The 14,928-nt window shown below is 70.4% G+C and carries 18 protein-coding genes; 8 read left to right on the forward strand and 10 right to left on the reverse strand.

The features are described from left to right. Positions 1 to 86 precede the first annotated feature (86 nt). A complete protein-coding gene (locus FHR32_RS08585; protein ID WP_425584223.1) occupies positions 87 to 1,328 on the forward strand; it encodes a magnesium transporter MgtE N-terminal domain-containing protein in 1,242 nt (413 codons plus the stop codon). Then, positions 1,321 to 1,812, forward strand: coding sequence for a DUF1003 domain-containing protein (locus FHR32_RS08590; protein WP_184753810.1), 492 nt, complete (start codon positions 1,321 to 1,323; stop codon positions 1,810 to 1,812). Before FHR32_RS08585 ends, FHR32_RS08590 begins: the two co-directional genes overlap by 8 nt. Here FHR32_RS08590 and FHR32_RS08595 read toward each other — a convergent pair. After that, positions 1,809 to 2,270, reverse strand: a complete 462-nt coding sequence (locus FHR32_RS08595; protein WP_184756426.1) for a MarR family winged helix-turn-helix transcriptional regulator — start codon at positions 2,268 to 2,270, stop codon at positions 1,809 to 1,811. The two genes, FHR32_RS08590 and FHR32_RS08595, sit on opposite strands and share 4 nt — an antisense overlap. A 276-nt stretch (positions 2,271 to 2,546) precedes the next feature. On the opposite strand from FHR32_RS08595, the gene FHR32_RS08600 reads away from it, so the two are divergent. Next, complete coding sequence (locus FHR32_RS08600; protein WP_184753811.1) at positions 2,547 to 3,689, forward strand: Mrp/NBP35 family ATP-binding protein; 1,143 nt, start codon at positions 2,547 to 2,549, stop codon at positions 3,687 to 3,689. Between the two features lie 114 nt (positions 3,690 to 3,803). Here the strand turns inward: FHR32_RS08600 and FHR32_RS08605 are convergent, their stop codons facing one another. The 5 genes from FHR32_RS08605 to sigE form a co-directional block, all read right to left on the reverse strand. Further along, positions 3,804 to 4,175 carry a sec-independent translocase gene (locus FHR32_RS08605; RefSeq protein WP_184753812.1) on the reverse strand — a complete coding sequence of 124 codons (372 nt, stop codon included), beginning with the start codon at positions 4,173 to 4,175 and terminating at the stop codon, positions 3,804 to 3,806. 105 nt (positions 4,176 to 4,280) lie between these two features. Beyond that, positions 4,281 to 5,801, reverse strand: coding sequence for a S1C family serine protease (locus FHR32_RS08610; protein WP_184753813.1), 1,521 nt, complete (start codon positions 5,799 to 5,801; stop codon positions 4,281 to 4,283). 95 nt (positions 5,802 to 5,896) lie between these two features. Beyond that, on the reverse strand, positions 5,897 to 6,886 hold the full coding sequence (locus FHR32_RS08615; protein ID WP_184753814.1) for a sigma-E factor regulatory protein RseB domain-containing protein: 990 nt from the start codon (positions 6,884 to 6,886) through the stop codon (positions 5,897 to 5,899). Positions 6,887 to 6,921: 35 nt separating this feature from the next. After that, complete coding sequence (locus FHR32_RS08620; RefSeq protein WP_184753815.1) at positions 6,922 to 7,449, reverse strand: anti-sigma factor family protein; 528 nt, start codon at positions 7,447 to 7,449, stop codon at positions 6,922 to 6,924. Between the two features lie 52 nt (positions 7,450 to 7,501). Beyond that, complete coding sequence (sigE, locus tag FHR32_RS08625) at positions 7,502 to 8,065, reverse strand: RNA polymerase sigma factor SigE (RefSeq protein WP_246466054.1); 564 nt, start codon at positions 8,063 to 8,065, stop codon at positions 7,502 to 7,504. 240 nt (positions 8,066 to 8,305) lie between these two features. Here sigE and FHR32_RS08630 point away from each other — a divergent pair, with 240 nt between their 5' ends. From FHR32_RS08630 to FHR32_RS08640, 3 genes are all read left to right on the forward strand, one after another. After that, entirely contained in the window at positions 8,306 to 8,956 is a 651-nt protein-coding gene (locus tag FHR32_RS08630; RefSeq protein ID WP_184753817.1) for an O-methyltransferase, read from the forward strand. A 70-nt stretch (positions 8,957 to 9,026) separates the two neighbouring features. Continuing rightward, a complete protein-coding gene (locus tag FHR32_RS08635) occupies positions 9,027 to 9,635 on the forward strand; it encodes a helix-turn-helix domain-containing protein (RefSeq protein ID WP_184753818.1) in 609 nt (202 codons plus the stop codon). Next, a complete protein-coding gene (locus FHR32_RS08640) occupies positions 9,608 to 10,159 on the forward strand; it encodes a transposase (protein WP_184756427.1) in 552 nt (183 codons plus the stop codon). Before FHR32_RS08635 ends, FHR32_RS08640 begins: the two co-directional genes overlap by 28 nt. Here the strand turns inward: FHR32_RS08640 and FHR32_RS08645 are convergent. Both FHR32_RS08645 and FHR32_RS08650 read right to left on the reverse strand, forming a co-directional pair. After that, positions 10,074 to 11,648, reverse strand: a complete 1,575-nt coding sequence (locus tag FHR32_RS08645; RefSeq protein ID WP_184753819.1) for a leucyl aminopeptidase family protein — start codon at positions 11,646 to 11,648, stop codon at positions 10,074 to 10,076. The genes FHR32_RS08640 and FHR32_RS08645 overlap by 86 nt on opposite strands. Before the next feature lie 175 nt (positions 11,649 to 11,823). Continuing rightward, positions 11,824 to 11,991, reverse strand: coding sequence for a DUF3117 domain-containing protein (locus FHR32_RS08650; RefSeq protein ID WP_012894793.1), 168 nt, complete (start codon positions 11,989 to 11,991; stop codon positions 11,824 to 11,826). 189 nt (positions 11,992 to 12,180) lie between these two features. Here FHR32_RS08650 and FHR32_RS47190 point away from each other — a divergent pair, with 189 nt between their 5' ends. Together FHR32_RS47190 and FHR32_RS08660 are read left to right on the forward strand one after the other, a co-directional pair. Next, positions 12,181 to 12,963: a PaaX family transcriptional regulator C-terminal domain-containing protein gene (locus FHR32_RS47190; RefSeq protein WP_184753820.1), complete on the forward strand. Its 783-nt coding sequence runs from the start codon at positions 12,181 to 12,183 to the stop codon at positions 12,961 to 12,963. Positions 12,964 to 13,062: 99 nt separating this feature from the next. Beyond that, positions 13,063 to 13,845: an enoyl-CoA hydratase-related protein gene (locus tag FHR32_RS08660; protein WP_184753821.1), complete on the forward strand. Its 783-nt coding sequence runs from the start codon at positions 13,063 to 13,065 to the stop codon at positions 13,843 to 13,845. A gap of 3 nt (positions 13,846 to 13,848) precedes the next feature. On the opposite strand, the gene FHR32_RS08665 is transcribed toward FHR32_RS08660, so the two are convergent. After that, positions 13,849 to 14,418 (reverse strand): DNA-3-methyladenine glycosylase I, encoded by a 570-nt coding sequence (locus FHR32_RS08665; protein WP_184753822.1) that lies wholly within the window; start codon positions 14,416 to 14,418, stop codon positions 13,849 to 13,851. Continuing rightward, positions 14,415 to 14,903, reverse strand: a complete 489-nt coding sequence (locus FHR32_RS08670; RefSeq protein ID WP_184753823.1) for a hypothetical protein — start codon at positions 14,901 to 14,903, stop codon at positions 14,415 to 14,417. The genes FHR32_RS08665 and FHR32_RS08670 overlap by 4 nt, the downstream gene beginning before the upstream one ends. Positions 14,904 to 14,928: the final 25 nt, after the last annotated feature.

Below are 14,928 nucleotides of genomic sequence, written 5' to 3' on the forward strand. Positions count from 1 at the left end.
TGACAGGGCAGATCAGGGCAAGAGGGCGTCCGAAATGTGAGAGTGCCTTGAACCGGCGATCCCGTGACGCCGCCTACTCTTCAAGAGTGAAGATCTTCATCGCCCGGCTCGCCGGGACTCCGGTCTTCGACCCGGCCGGTGACCGGATCGGGCGCGTGCGCGACGTCGTGGTGGCCATCGCCGGCACCGCGCCGCCACGCGTGCACGGGCTGGTCGTCGAGGTCCAGCCGCGGCGCCGGATCTTCCTGCCCATCACCCGGGTCCGGGGCATCGAGATCGGGGCGGTCGTCTTCAGCGGCCAGATCAACGTGCGCCGGTTCGAGCAGCGGGCGACGGAGAACCTGGCCATCGGCGAGATGCTCGATCTCGTGGTGGAGGTCGACGGCGAGCGGATGACGGTCCTGGACCTGGCCATGGAGGAGAACGCCCGCGCCGAGTGGATGATCACCAAGGTGGCGGTGACCAAGGGCGGTCCACGTCTGGGACTGCGGCGGCGCGGGCCGACCAAGATCGTGGACTGGTCCGAGGTCAAGGGCTTCGGCGCGGTGCAGAAGGACCAGGGAGCGGCCAACCTGCTGGTCGCCTTCGAGACGATGCGCGCCGCCGACCTGGCCAGCGCACTGCACGAACTGCCGGACAAGCGGCGCGCCGAGGTGGCCGCGGCCCTCGACGACGTACGGCTGGCCGACGTGCTCGAAGAACTGCCCGAACGCGACCAGATCGGCATCATGAGCCGGCTGTCACCGGGCAGGGCCGCCGACGTGCTGGAGGAGATGAACCCCGACGACGCGGCCGACCTGCTCCAGGACCTGCCGGCCGAGCAGGCCGAGGCGCTGATGGCGCTGATGGAGCCGGAGGAGGCCGCGTCGGTGCGGCGGCTGCTGGTCTATCCGGAGAACACCGCGGGCGGCATCATGACGAGCGAGCCCGTGGTGCTCCCCCCCAACGCCACGGTCGCCGAGGCCCTGGCGCACATCCGCCAGCGGGACGTCACCCCGACGGTGGCCGCGCAGGTCTACGTGGCGCGACAGCCCATCGAGACGCCCACCGGCCGCTACCTCGGCCTCGCCCACTTCCAGCGGCTGCTGCGCGAGCCGCCGTCCGCCCTGCTCGGCGGCATCATGGACATCTCCATCGACCCGATCAAGCCCGATTTCACCCTGCACCAGGTGACCTACTACCTGGCCACCTACAACCTGATGGCGGCCCCCGTGGTGGACGAGGTCGGCCGGCTGGTCGGCGCCGTCACCGTGGACGACGTGCTCGACCACCTCCTCCCCGACGACTGGCGGGAACAGGACCACGGGGCGGGACCCGGCCATGACTGAACGGCTCGACCAGCCCAGGCAGCAGGGGCTGCGGCTGCGCCCGCACTACGATCCGGAGGCCTTCGGGCGGCTGTCGGAACAGATCGCCCGGTTCCTCGGTACGGCCAGGTTCCTGGTCTACATGACCGTCTTCGTGGCGGTCTGGGGTCTGTGGAACGCCTTCGGCCCGGAGAGCCTGCGCTTCGACCCCTACCCGTTCATCTTCCTCACGCTGATCCTGTCGCTCCAGGCGTCCTACGCCGCGCCGCTGATCCTGCTGGCCCAGAACCGGCAGGACGACCGGGACCGGATCCAGAACGAGCTCGACCGCGGCGCGGCCGACCGGAACCAGGCCGACGTCGAGTATCTGACCCGGGAGATCGCATCCCTGCGCATCGCGCTCGGCGAGGTGGCCACCCGTGACTACATCCGCTCGGAGTTCCAGCGCCTGCAGGAGGATCTCCGGGAGGAGGCATGCCCGCCCCGTCAGGGGGAGAGCTGTTAGGGCGTCCGCTCGGGGGAGAGCGCGTTCAGCATCGCGGCGCACCGGCGCAGCTCGTCGGTGTCGAGGATGTCCGGGAACTGGGCGCGGACACCGCGCAGATAGGTGGGGGTGGCCTCGGCCAGCCGTACGGCGCCGTCGTCGGTGAGGACCGCGAACAGGCCACGCGCGTCGCTGGGGCAGGCCTCCCGTCCGACCAGGCCCTCACGCTGGAGGCGGTCGACGAGACGGGTCAGGCCGCTGCGCGACAGGAACACCCGGTCGGCGAGGTCGTTCATCCGCAGCCGCCGGTCAGGCGACTCCGACAGCTGTGTGAGCACGTCGTAGGAGGCCAGCGCCAGGTCGTGCTCGACCAGCAGGTCGGCCTCCAGCGCACGGGTGATGCGCACCTGGGCCCGCTGGAGCATCCGCCAGACCGCCAGCTCCTCCGAACCGACGGCCTCTCTTGGCTCGCCCGCCATCAGAGTCACGGAGTAACCTTAGAACGTTGCACGCGCATCTACACAGCGAATTGTCCGAATCCTGCTACCACAGCAGGATCCCGGAATTCCTCGCGGGGCCTCGGGGTTCTTACCATGGGCCCGTGACTCCTCCGCTCTCCTGTGGGAGCGGTTTCTCGCTCAGCCACATGGGCGCTGCGACGGACACGCCCTGCCCGTAGAACGCCTGGACACATAGACAAGGAGGGACGGCATCCTCCCGTCGCCTCAAGGGTGACGGCTGTTGCCGACACTTCGATGGCACCTACACCGGAACTGGTGACGGCCGCCCTGGCGACCGTCAACGACCCTGAGATCCGTCGGCCGATCACCGAGCTCGACATGGTCAAGAGCGTCGACATCTCCCCCGACGGGATGGTCCGCGTCGGGATCTTCCTCACGGTGTCGGGCTGCCCCATGAAGGACACCATCACCCGTGACGTCACCGCCGCGGTCTCCAGGATCGACGGAGTCAGTGGCGTCCAGGTCGAGATGGACGTGATGAGCGCCGAGCAGCGCAAGACGCTGCAGACCAAGCTGCGCGGCGCCAAGGGCCCCGAGAAGGAGATCCCCTTCGCCCAGGCGGGCTCGCTGACCCGCGTCTTCGCGGTCGCGTCCGGCAAGGGCGGCGTGGGCAAGTCCTCCGTCACCGTCAACCTGGCGGCCACGATGGCCGCGAGCGGCCTCAAGGTCGGCGTCGTGGACGCCGACATCTACGGCCACAGCATCCCCCGCATGCTCGGCGTCTCCGAACGCCCCACCAAGGTCGAGGACATGATCATGCCGCCGGTGGCGCATGACATCAAGGTCATCTCGGTCGGCATGTTCAAGCCGGAGGGCAACACCCCGGTCGTGTGGCGGGGCCCGATGCTGGACCGCGCGCTGCACCAGTTCCTCGCCGACGTCTACTGGGGCGACCTCGACATCCTGCTGATGGACCTGCCCCCCGGCACCGGCGACATCGCGATCTCGGTGGCGCAGCGGATGCCGTCGGCGGAGATCCTCGTGGTGACCACCCCGCAGCAGGCCGCCGCCGAGGTGGCCGAGCGCGCCGGGTCGATCGCCGTGCAGACCCACCAGCAGATCGCGGGCGTCATCGAGAACATGTCCTGGCTGCCCTGCCCGCACTGCGACGAGCGGATCTCCGTCTTCGGCGAGGGCGGCGGCCAGACCGTGGCCGACGCGCTCACCCGCACCCTCGGCGCCCGCGTGCCGCTCCTCGGCCAGGTGCCGATCGACACGCGGCTGCGTGAGGGCGGCGACGAGGGCAAGCCCCTCGTGCTCACCGACCCCGACGCCCCGGCCGCGGCCGAGCTGAGCCGTATCGCCGCCGGGCTGAGCAAGAAGTCGGGCAGCCTCAAGGGCATGCAGCTCGGCATCTCCCCCACCAGGGGCCGCTAGACCCTCCCGCCGTTCGGGACAACCGACGACAGGCGCCCTCCTGTGCGGAGGGCGCCTGTCGTCGTACGGTGCCCAAGGCCGCTTCCGCAGCCCTACGATGGAGCCTCGCCGGCCTCAGGTCGCTTCGGAGTCATACGGCGGGAGCTCGCCGTATCCCAGCTCACCGGCCGCCTCAGCCGCGTAGGAGTCGACATGGGTCGGAGCGGCGGACGCCGTGGAGGTCGAGGAGCGGTTCCAGTCGTCCTCCAGCTCTCCGGTGAGATGCTTGCGGACGAAGTTCTTCGGGTTGAGGTCGGCCGGGTCGAAGTCGGCGAACTCTGGACCCAGCCCGGCCTGCAGGTCGCTCTTGGCGTTGTTGGCCATCTGACGGAGGTTGCGCAGCGTCTTGCCCGCCTGAGCAGCGGCCTGCGGAAGCTTCTCCGGGCCGAAGACGAGCAGGGCGATGACCACCAGCGCCACGATCTCAGGCCAGCCGAGTCCGAACACGGTGATCTCCTACCGGGACAACGCTAGGGAAGCTCTCCGGGCACACGCCCGGACAGCTTCCAGACTAATGCCCTCAACCTCAAGCATGCACCTGCGCATCGTCGCTCAGGAGGGCTGGGGTGTGGGCCGCACGGCCGCGGCGCCGACGATCACGGTGGCCGTCTTCTCCTGCCCGCCCCGCTGGAACTTGACCGTCAGCTTCTCACCGGGAGCCTTGTTCCGGATCAGCGCGATCAGCTCGGTGCTGTCCTGCACCACCGTCCCGTCGATCTCCAGGATGACGTCGCCGGGCTTCAGACCCGCCTTGTCTGCGGGGCCGTCCGGCTCGACCGGGCGGGTGCCGCCCTTGGCCTCGCTGTCGATGCGGACCCCGGTGCCCCGGTAGGTCTGGTCGAGGGTGACGCCGATCCGTGACTTCTTGGCGACACCGTTGGCGACCAGTTCCTCGGCGATCCGGCGCGCGTGGTTCACCGGGATGGCGAAGCCGAGGCCGATGCTGCCGCTCTGCCCGCCGGCCGACCTGCCGAGCGTGGCGATCGCCGAGTTGACCCCGATGACCTCGCCGCTGGCGTTGACCAGCGGACCTCCGGAGTTTCCGGGGTTGATGGCCGCGTCGGTCTGGATGGCGCTGAGCCAGGTGGTGTCGGAACTGTTCTCCTCACCTGCCTGGACCGGACGGTTGAGCGAGCTGACGATGCCGGAGGTGACGGTGCCGACGAGGCCGAGCGGGGAGCCGATGGCGACGACCGGGTCGCCCACGACCACGTTGTCGGAGTTTCCGAGGCTGATCTCCGGGGCGCCGAAGGTCTCGTCGGGTTTGACCACCGCGAGGTCGGACTCGGGGTCACGGCCGATGATCCGGGCCGAGGTGGACTTGCGGTTGCTGAACTGGATCTGGATCTCACCGCCCGGCGCGGCGGCGGCGACCACGTGGTTGTTGGTCACCACATAGCCTCCCTTGATCAGGAAGCCGGAGCCGGTGGCCGCGCTGGTGCCGCCGTCGACGGCCAGCGAGACCACGCTGGGCAGAACCTTGGCCGCCACTCCCGCGATGGAGTCCGGGGGCCGGGAGTTGGAGCCGCTCGGCGCCTTCCCCAGCGTGAAGGACGGATCGCGGCCCGAGACGTCGGGCCGGGTGAGCAGATAGGTGCCGACACTCCCCAACGTCGAGGCCAGCAGTGCGACCAGCACGGCGAGGATGACCATCGTGCTGGTACGCGGCGCGGGACGGGGGGAAACGGCCGCGCCCGGGAATCCACCGGGAGGGGGCGCCCAGCCGGCGCCCATGCCGAACGCCTGGGAGGGCGGAGGAGGCGGACCGACCGGCGGACCGAAGACCGCCGTGTCCTGCCGCACCCTGCCCGACGGATCGCCCCAGCCGCCCTCGCCGGGCCGCCCGATGTCGTCCGGCTGCCCGGCCTGGCTCCAGCGCCCCTGGCCCGGCGGCTCGCCGAGCTGGCTCCAGCCGTCGTTTCCGGGCTGCTCGCCGGGGGAGGGCGACGCCTCGCCGGCGGGCAGGAAGTGCGGGCGGGAGGCCGGTGGGGACTGGCCCGCGTCGTCGGTGAAGTCCGACGGCGTACGCCCCTGCGCGTCCTGCGCGTCGTGGGTACGGGTCTCGTCGGTCATCGAATATTCACCACTCCCTGCCTCATACGAGGCCGCTCACTGGGATGCCCCGGCAATCATCCTCCGAACGGGATACGAGAGGTGTAAAGCGCGCCTTATCCGAAGGGATTGACCCAGGACAGAAGGCGGCTCGCCCCTCGGCCGAGCCGCGCCCACAGGTTGGGCACAGGCTCGTGCGGCAGGATCGCGACCGCGGCGTCGACCATGTCGGCCGGCGCGTCCGCGAAGACGGTGTAGACATGACCTCCACTCGCCCAGATCATCTCCTGCTCGGCTGAGTCCCGAATCCAGATCGTATGCCCGTTACGCCGTTGAGCATGCCAGCCCCGGAGATGCTCTTCATCAAGCACACCAGACTGGACGAAAACCGACATAACCGACAGGCCATCCGAATACCCTAGATACAAGTATCCAGGAGAGGTGTCGTGGGCGGCGAACAGTTCGAGGCGGCCGGGCAGCACCTCGGGGAAACGCCAGCCCCGGGCGCGCAGCCCGGGTAGCTCACCGAGGTCGAACCCGCCGGGATCGGGCACGGAAGCGGAGGCCCTCCGCACCGGGCCAAGGGTCAGATCGACGAAGGCGCCCGCGTGGACGACCTTGCCCTGGCCGTCGAGGAGCTCCCGGCGGAGCACCGGTCCCCCCGCCGCGTCGAGCCAGTAACGGGCGGCGACCGTGCCGTCCGCGCGCACGACGTCCACCAGGCGGGCCCGCCGCCCGCAGGCGCGCCCCTCACCGGCGGTCACGACCCGGTAGTTACGGGCCATCACCGCGAGCATGACCTCGGACGGGGCCGACATGCCGCCGGCGGGACTGGCGGGATCCACCAGCTGGACCAGGCCCGACGGCTGGGCGCGCACTGCCAGCCCCTCACCGGGGACGTTGCGGACCTCCAGCACCGAGGAGACAGCGCCGAAACGGCCCCACGTGGTGACGTACTGCGTGCCGGAGTATCCCCGGGCACGGCTTGCGGCCGCCGCCTCGCGCAGCAGGTGCAGGCCGGTGTCCTCGCTCTCGGCCTCGTCCGGCGGGGCGGCGTGTGCCGGGCCGGCGTGTGCCGGGCCGCCCATCACCAGCCCCAGCAGCATGAAAGCGACAAGAAGGACGGTGGCGGGCAGCCGGATCACGGAGTGGGGGAGAAGGTCGGCGTCGCCGGCCCCCCGTAAGGCGCGGTGTTCCTGTGCTGGTTGGCGAACATGTCGACCGGCGGGACACGCGGGCTGGGGTTGGAACCGCCCGCGACGAACAGGGTGCCGATCGCCACGGCCGCCGAGGCGACGCCTACCGCGACGTAGCCCGCCCTTCTGGCCCTGCGGGGTCTTCCGGCGCGGCCGCGGGGCCGGTTGTCCGGTGGCGCCACGCTGTGCATGCCCGGGATCGGCGCCCCGCCGAACGTGCGTCCGGCCGGAAAGGGGCGCTCACGCGGCGGCAGCGGGCCTCCCGGCTCGGACATCCGCAGCAGCGACATGGTCAGGTCGGCGGGCATCGCGGGCCCGTCCAGCGATCGCAGCCGGCTCTTCAGAGCCCGCATGGCGTCGACCTCGGACCGGCAGCCGGCGCAGAAGGCCAGATGAGACAGGGCCCGGTCGCGCTCGTGGTGGTTCAGCTCACCGTCGACCAGTGCGGAAACGCGCTCTCCAAGATGACTCATGCCCACTCCTTGCCAAGCGGCTCGTCGTGACATTCGTCATGACTGTGGTTTCTCATGCGAGTCCCTCCCCGCGGGTGATGGTCGGGGGGAGTTGGTCGCCACGTGGCGCCCGGTGCTCCAGCGCCTCACGCAACTGGGCCCGGCCGCGGTGGATGCGGCTGCGGACCGTGCCGAGCTTCACGCCCAATGTGGCGGCGATCTCCTCGTAGGACAGTCCCTCGATGTCGCACAGCACGACGGCCGCGCGGAACTCCGGCGCGAGCGCGTCGAGCGCCGCCTGGATGTCCGGCTCCAGATGGGCGTCGTCGTACACCTGGGCGGGAGAGGGCTCGCGTCCGCGCAGCCGCTCGGCGGCGTCGTCGGCGAGTCCCTCGAACCTGATGCGCTGCTTGCGCCGCGCCATGTCGAGGAACAGGTTGGTGGTGATGCGATGCAGCCAGCCTTCGAAGGTGCCCGGCGTGTAGTTCGACAGGGACCTGAAGACCCGGACGAAGACCTCCTGCGTGAGATCCTCGGCGTCGTGAACGTTGCCGGTCAGCCGGTAGGCCAGCCGGTATACGCGCGCCGAGTGATTCCTGACAACCTCCTCCCAGGTGGGAGGCGTCCAGTCAGGCATGGGAGTTCCTATCTGGTGGTCGGACTCCTCCACCAGCACCCCTCTCTCCGGGACCACCGCTATCGCCATAGTGCCTGGTTTCGTCCCTTCGTGCGCACTCACTGTCTTCAGGACCGGCAAAGGCCGCTTAAACCGTGCAACGCACCGGGCGCGACATGAGTTCCCGATCGGGCCTGCCTCCCTTAGGCTGCGACCCAGTGCCTATATGACTGTGTACGGAGAAAGCGGGAGGAGAGGCCGATGGCAGAGACGCCGACAAGTCCGTTGGAGGCCACTCTGGCCTATGCCGAGGAATTCCACACGGAGGACGAGATTCTGCTCACCGCGCGTCAGCGCGGCGCGGAGGTGGGAGCGCCCCCGATCCTGCCCGGCGGTGGCGCCGCCCTCTGTTTCCTCGCCACGGCCGTCAATGCCCGTGCGGTCGTGGAGATCGGCACCGGCTGCGGAGTGTCAGGGCTGTGGCTGCTACGCGGCATGCGCCAGGACGGCACGCTGACCAGCGTGGACGTGGAGCCGGAGCACCAGCGCCTGGCACGGCAGAGCTTCGCCCAGGCCGGTTTCTCCGGTGGCCGGATCAGGCTGATCACCGGCCGTGCCCTGGACGTTCTGCCCCGCCTGTCCGACGGTGGTTACGACCTGGTCTTCTGTGGCGGGACCAAGCAGGAGTACGGCGACTATCTGGCCGAGGCCGTCCGCCTGCTCCGCCCCGGCGGCATCGTGGTCTTCGACAACGCCCTGTGGAACAACAGGGTCGCCGACCCCGCGCAGCGCGACCCGGACACCGTCGCCGTGCGGGAGCTGGGCAAGCTGGTCCGTTCCGACGAACGGCTCCGGCCGCTGATGATGCCCCTGGGCGACGGCATCCTGGCCGCCGTCAAACTCACCGACTAGTGCTGCGTTCCTGAATGGAGTCAAAGATCCCTGCTGACCTGGGGTGATGATGGTCTCAGGGGGGATTGTCATGCCGAAACTGCTGCATGCGCGTCCACCGATGGACGCCGAAGAGAAACGACAGATCTGCAAGCTGGCCGGGGCCCGTCATGCCCCGGCCGACTGGATCATGAGAGCGCAGATCATCGTGTTCAGCTGGCAGGGGCTGCGCACCAGCGCCATTGCCGCCAAGCTGGGCTGTCACATGCAGACCGTACGCGAGCGGATCGAGCGCTTCAACGCCGAAGGCCTGGCCGGCCTGGGCGACCGACCCGGGGCAGGCCGCAAACCACGCATCACCGAGCTCGAACGCGGACAGCTCATCGCGCTAGCGCGCTCGACTCCGCCCGGACGGCTGGTCCGCGACGAGGCCGGGGACCTGGCCGCGGCCGATGAGGGCGGCCCGCCGCAGTGGACGCTGGACAGCCTGACCGCCGCCGCCCGCGCGCAGGGCATCGTCATCGCGCGCAGCCAGGTCCGCCGGATCCTGCTCAAAGAGAAGGTCCGCTGGCGCCATCCCCGCTCTTGGACCACCTCGACCGATCCGGACTTCGCCCCAAAAGGGCCGAGGTCATCGGCTGCTACACCGACCCGCCGCCCGGTACCACGGTCATCTGCGCCGACGAGCTGGGACCGGTGACCCCGCGCACCTTCCCGCCCGCGCCCGGCTGGTCGGTCGACGGACACCGGATTAAAGCGCCGCTGACCTACTCCCGCGGCACCGACAAGAGCTGGGTATACGGCGGCCTGCGCATCCGCGATGGCATCGAGCTCACCTTCTGCGCGCCCTCACGCGACAGCGACGGCTGGATCGGGCTGCTTCAGCAGATCGCCAGGGCCAACCGACGCGGCCCGATCGTGGTCATCACCGACAACCTGTCCAGCCATTCCAGCTGGAAGGTCCGCCAGTGGTTGCTGCGGCATCCACGTATTCGCCAGGTGTTCATCCCGGTCAAGGCCTGCTGGCTGAACCTGGCCGAGGGTTGGTGGCGGCTGCTGCGCCGGGCCGCGTTCGCCGGGCAGACCTTCGCCGACGCCACCGAGATCGCCCACGCGGTCACCCTCGCTACCGCCCAGCTCAACGCCCACGCCCATCCCTGGATCTGGGGACGACCGCCCCCGCAGCCCCGAGCCCTGCGCCGCAAGTTCGTCTATTTGCTATGAGGAACGAAGCACTAGACAGCCAGTCGAGCAGCAGGCGCACGCCGTAGCCGGTGGCGCCCTTGCTGAAGACGCCCTCGTCCACGGTGCTGCGGCCGACCCCGGCGATGTCCAGGTGGGCCCACGGCCGCTTGCCGGTGAACTCGCGCAGGAACAGCGCCGCGGTGATGGAGCCCGCGCCGTAGGTCGACCCGGTCTCGATGTTGGCCAGGTCGGCCACGGTGGACTCGAGCGCCGGCACGTAGTCGTCGATCAACGGCATCCGCCAGAGCCGCTCACCGGTGCTCTCCCCCGCCTCGGCCAGCTCCGCGGCCAGGTCGTCGTCGGAGGCGAAGACGGCGCCGAGGTGCTTGCTCAGGGCGATGCTGATCGCTCCGGTCAGCGTGGCGATGTCGACCATGACGTCCGGGTCGAGCTCGGCGTCGGCGTAGGCCAGCGCGTCGGCCATCACCAGGCGGCCTTCGGCGTCGGTGTTGAGGACCTCGACGGTCCGCCCGCCGTACTGTGTGATCACGTCGGAGGGGCGCTGGGCCGTACCGGAGAAGGAGTTCTCCGCGGCGGCGATCAGACCGGTGACCCGGACCCGCACGCCGAGCGAGGCCAGCGCGCCGAGGACCGCGATGACGACCGCGCCGCCGGCCATGTCGGTCTTCATGAACTTCATGCCCTCGGTCGGCTTGAGGGACAGACCACCGGTGTCGTAGGTGATGCCCTTACCGACCAGGACGACGTGCCCGGTCGCGCCCTCGGGCTCGTAGGAGAGCTGGATCAGGCGCGGCGGGTGCGGCGAGCCCTGGCCGACGGCCAGGATGCCGCCGAACCTTCCGGACCGCAGCTCCTCCTCGTCCCACACCCTCGTGGTGACACCCTGCTCGGCGGCGCGCTCGGCGAGCCAGGCGGGGGTCTTCACCGAGGAGGGCGTGTTGGCCAGGTCCCTGGCCAAGGTGACGGCCCCGGCGACCACCTCGCCCTTGGCGACCTCGGCCTCGGCACCGTCGCCGACGAACTCGATCACCGCCGCCGGCGTGGACTTCGGCTCGCCGATCCGGAACGTGTAGGTGGCCAGCAGCGCGCCCTCCACGAACGCGGCGACCGGCCCCTCGGGCAGCACGACCCTGATCGCGTCCTTGCCCTTGCCCCGCCTGGCCACGGCCGCGCCGGCCTTGCGCAGGGCCGTGGCCGAGCCGTCTCCGACCCCGTAGAGCAGCACCCTGCCCACGGCGTCGCCGTTCGCGACGGGAACCTCGACGATCTCTCCGGCCTCGCCCTTGGCCTCGTAGTGGGCCAGCAGCGCGGCGGCGGGCAGCGGCAGGTCGATCTCGGGGGCGAGGTCCGCCCCGAAGGGGACCGCGAGCAGGTGGGCGTCCGGGGCTGCGGGTGAGCCCGCGGCCCCTCCACCGCCCGGCCCGTCGACGGCTCCCGGGGGCGTCACGGCGGACAGGCCCTGCCCGTAGGCCGCGCGAGGCAGCAGCAGATAAGGAGATATAGGCATGTGAACTCCAGTCATCGTTCGGGGAGAACACCGCGGCCCTGGCGCGAGCCGCCGTCAGGCGGTCCGGCGGCCAGGGCCGTGTTCATCGGTCGCGGTCGCGGCAGCCGCAACAGGTGTCGTGATCCTCAACACGATCAGACAGGGCCCGGCTCCACCGCTGGATCTCAGATCAGGATCAGACGACGACCTTCTTCAATTCCTCGCCAAGGGCGCTTGCCTCGTCCGCCGAGAGCTCGACGACGAGCCGGCCGCCACCCTCCAAGGGAACCCGCATGACGATTCCCCTGCCTTCTTTGACGACCTCCAGCGGACCATCACCGGTCCTCGGCTTCATAGCCGCCATGCGTGTATCCCTTCCTGCTTCGGGCTCCGGATCTCCGACTGACCCGAGGGTGGCCGACGCATTCACGTCTTCTGTGATGTCCTATTATCCCGTCTCCGCGCTCGGAATGGGAACGATCAGCCCCAGCATCGACTCATCGGGCAATCAAGACCGTTGTCCGAGACCCTTCAGACGACCAAACTTGTCCTCGTGAACGCCCGTGCCGCTCTCTTCGATCTGTATGGAGACCATCTGCGGTCTCGAGGCGGTCGCGCGTCCGTAGCCGCCCTGGTCCGCCTGCTCGCGCCGTTGGACATCGCCGCTCCCGCGGTCCGCACCGCCGTCTCGCGGATGGTGCGGCAGGGCTGGCTGGCCCCCGCCCGACTCCCCCGGGGCCCGGGATACGAGGTCACCCCCAAGTGCGTACGCCGTCTCGACGAGACGGCTCTGAGAATTTACCGAGTTGGGACGATCACCTGGACGGGCCGATGGCATGTGCTCGTGGTCGAGCCGGTGCGTGAGCGGTCCCGGCGGGAACGGCTCAGGGCCGACCTCGCCTTCCTCGGATACGCCCCCCTGTCGGAGACGACCTGGATAGGTCCGCGGGCCTCCCCCGAGCTCGGCGGACTCCTGGCCGGCGAGGGCATCCACGCCGACCGGTTCGACGCGGTGCTCGACGGCGACCCCCAGGCCCTGGCCGCCCGGACCTGGGACCTGGACGGCATCGGCTCGGCGTACGAGGACTGGCTGGCCCGGGCGGTCGACCTGATCGGCGGGCTGCCCCGTGACGCCGCCGCCGACCGGGTGTTCGCCGTCCGGAGCAGGTTGCTGCACGGCTGGCGCAACTTCCTGTTCCGCGACCCGGGGCTCCCCGCCGAGCTGCTGCCGCCGGGCTGGCCGGGGGAGAAGGCCAGAGCCTACTTCGAGCAGGAGGCCGCCCGCCTGCTCCCCGCCGCCGCCGCGTTCGTCGACCGCCACCTCGCCGAGCCGTAGAAATCCGGCCGTGAAGCCCTACCGTGGAACCGTGGTGGAGCCGGGCTGTGAGACCCCGCCGGGACCGCCGTGAACCGAGCCGCAGAAGGAGCCCTTCCGTTGAACGACGTTCTCTACTCCGTCGACGACGCCGTCGCCACCGTCGTCCTGAACCGGCCCGAGGCGATGAACTCGCTGACGGTGCGGATGAAGGTCGACCTGCTTGAGGCGCTGACCAGGGCCTCGCAGGCCCACGACGTACGGGCGGTGCTGCTGACCGGGTCGGGCCGGGCGTTCTGCGCGGGCCAGGACCTGAACGAGCACGCCGCGGCCCTGGAGGCGGGCCGCGGGCTGGACGACACCGTACGCACGCACTACAACCCGATCATCCGCACGATCACCGAGATGGGGAAACCGGTCGTCGCGGCGGTGAACGGCGTCGCGGCGGGTGCGGGCGCCTCCCTGGCGTTCGCCTGTGACCTGCGGATCGCCGCCGACAGGGCGAAGTTCGCGATGGCCTTCACCGGCATCGGCCTGGCCCCCGACTCCGGTGCGTCCTGGACGCTCCAGCGCCTGGTCGGCCCGGCCCGCGCGGCCGAGCTCCTGCTGCTCGGCGAGCCCCTCGGCGCGGCCCGCGCGCTGGAGCTCGGAATCGTCTCCGCGGTCGTCCCTGCCGACGAGCTGGACGTCGCGGCCCGCGCGCTGGCCGTACGGCTGGCGCAGGGGCCCACGAGCGCCTACGCGGCCACCAAGCGCGCTCTGGAGGCCGCCGCGAGCAGTTCCCTGGCCGACGCCCTGGCTCTGGAGGCCGACCTTCAGGACGCCTGCGCCAAGACCGCCGACCACCTGAACGCCACCCGCGCCTTCCTCGGCAAGCAGCGCCCCGTCTTCGAGGGCCGGTAGGTCCTAGCGCTCCGCCGGGCCGACTGCGGAACGCACCCAGCAGTCGTTCAGGTGGTCGTTGACCAGGCCGATGGCCTGCATCAGCGCGTAGGCGGTGGTGGGGCCGACGAACCGGAAGCCGTGCGACCGGAGCTCTTTGGCGAGTGCCCGGGAGCCGGAGGTCTGGGCGGGCACGTCCGACAGGGTCTTCGGGACGGGAGAGGCCGGGTCGGCGTGGCGCCAGACGAGGTCGGAGAGGTCCACGTCGAGGGCGGCCCGGGCGTTGGCGACGGCGGCCTCGATCTTGGCCCGGTTGCGGACGATGCCCGCGTCGGCCAGCAGGCGGTCCACGTCCGCCTGGTCGAACGCCGCGACGGCCGGGATCGAGAACCCGGCGAAGGCGGCCCGGAAGTTCTCCCGCTTGCGCAGGATCGTGATCCAGGACAGGCCGGACTGGAAGGCCTCCAGGGTGAGCCGCTCGAACACGCGGTCGTCGCCCTCGACCCTGCGGCCCCACTCCTCGTCGTGGTAGGCGACGTAGTCGGGGGCAGAGCTCACCCAGCCGCAGCGGATCGGCTGCGCGGCCTCGCTCATCGGGTCTGCTCCGTGTCCGATACGGCCGGCTGGTCGCTCTGCGGCCCGTCCTCGCCGTGACCGTTGCCTGCGGCGAGGGACGCGGGCGACGCCTCGGACAGCTCGGGGAGCTCCGCCGGCATTTCGGGCTCGTGTTCGGTGCGCGGGCCGCTCAGGGGGCCCGCGTGAATCTCGTGACGGGCCTGGAGCCTACTGGCCAGCAGCTCCGACACCCGCTGCTCCAGGACCGCGATCCTGGTGTCCCGCTCACTCAGCGCGTTCATCACCCGGTTCAGCGTCTCGTCCACGTTGTGCGTGTGATAGCCGACAAGGCTCACCGGGAGGTGCAGCGTCATGAAGTCGGCGGCGCCGAGCTGCCCGGACTCGGGCAGGTTCAGCGGGGGAACGTCGGGGGCGAACTCCTTCAGTTCGCCGCCCCAGCCCATGGCGACGACCACCACACCTGCGAGGATGGCCACGGCAGCGAGAACGAGTACGACCAGCACATACGAATCGTGCCACAACTCCCCT

Origin of the sequence: Streptosporangium album, assembly GCF_014203795.1 — a bacterium.
In the GTDB taxonomy this organism is placed as follows: Bacteria; Actinomycetota; Actinomycetes; order Streptosporangiales; family Streptosporangiaceae; genus Streptosporangium; species Streptosporangium album.

Bases quoted from the DNA above. Each gene is read 5' to 3' on its own strand.
- FHR32_RS08615 (WP_184753814.1), bottom strand. From the start codon at position 6,886: ATGCTGCTGGGGCTGGTGATGGGCGGCCCGGCACACGCCGGCCCGGCA.
- FHR32_RS08595 (WP_184756426.1), bottom strand. From the start codon at position 2,270: ATGGCGGGCGAGCCAAGAGAGGCCGTCGGTTCGGAGGAGCTGGCGGTC.
- FHR32_RS08665 (WP_184753822.1), bottom strand. From the start codon at position 14,418: ATGAGCGAGGCCGCGCAGCCGATCCGCTGCGGCTGGGTGAGCTCTGCC.
- FHR32_RS08590 (WP_184753810.1), top strand. From the start codon at position 1,321: ATGACTGAACGGCTCGACCAGCCCAGGCAGCAGGGGCTGCGGCTGCGC.
- FHR32_RS08600 (WP_184753811.1), top strand. From the start codon at position 2,547: ATGGCACCTACACCGGAACTGGTGACGGCCGCCCTGGCGACCGTCAAC.
- FHR32_RS08630 (WP_184753817.1), top strand. From the start codon at position 8,306: ATGGCAGAGACGCCGACAAGTCCGTTGGAGGCCACTCTGGCCTATGCC.
- FHR32_RS08650 (WP_012894793.1), bottom strand. From the start codon at position 11,991: ATGGCGGCTATGAAGCCGAGGACCGGTGATGGTCCGCTGGAGGTCGTC.
- FHR32_RS08620 (WP_184753815.1), bottom strand. From the start codon at position 7,449: ATGAGTCATCTTGGAGAGCGCGTTTCCGCACTGGTCGACGGTGAGCTG.
- sigE (WP_246466054.1), bottom strand. From the start codon at position 8,065: ATGCCTGACTGGACGCCTCCCACCTGGGAGGAGGTTGTCAGGAATCAC.
- FHR32_RS08635 (WP_184753818.1), top strand. From the start codon at position 9,027: ATGCCGAAACTGCTGCATGCGCGTCCACCGATGGACGCCGAAGAGAAA.
- FHR32_RS08645 (WP_184753819.1), bottom strand. From the start codon at position 11,648: ATGCCTATATCTCCTTATCTGCTGCTGCCTCGCGCGGCCTACGGGCAG.
- FHR32_RS08610 (WP_184753813.1), bottom strand. From the start codon at position 5,801: ATGACCGACGAGACCCGTACCCACGACGCGCAGGACGCGCAGGGGCGT.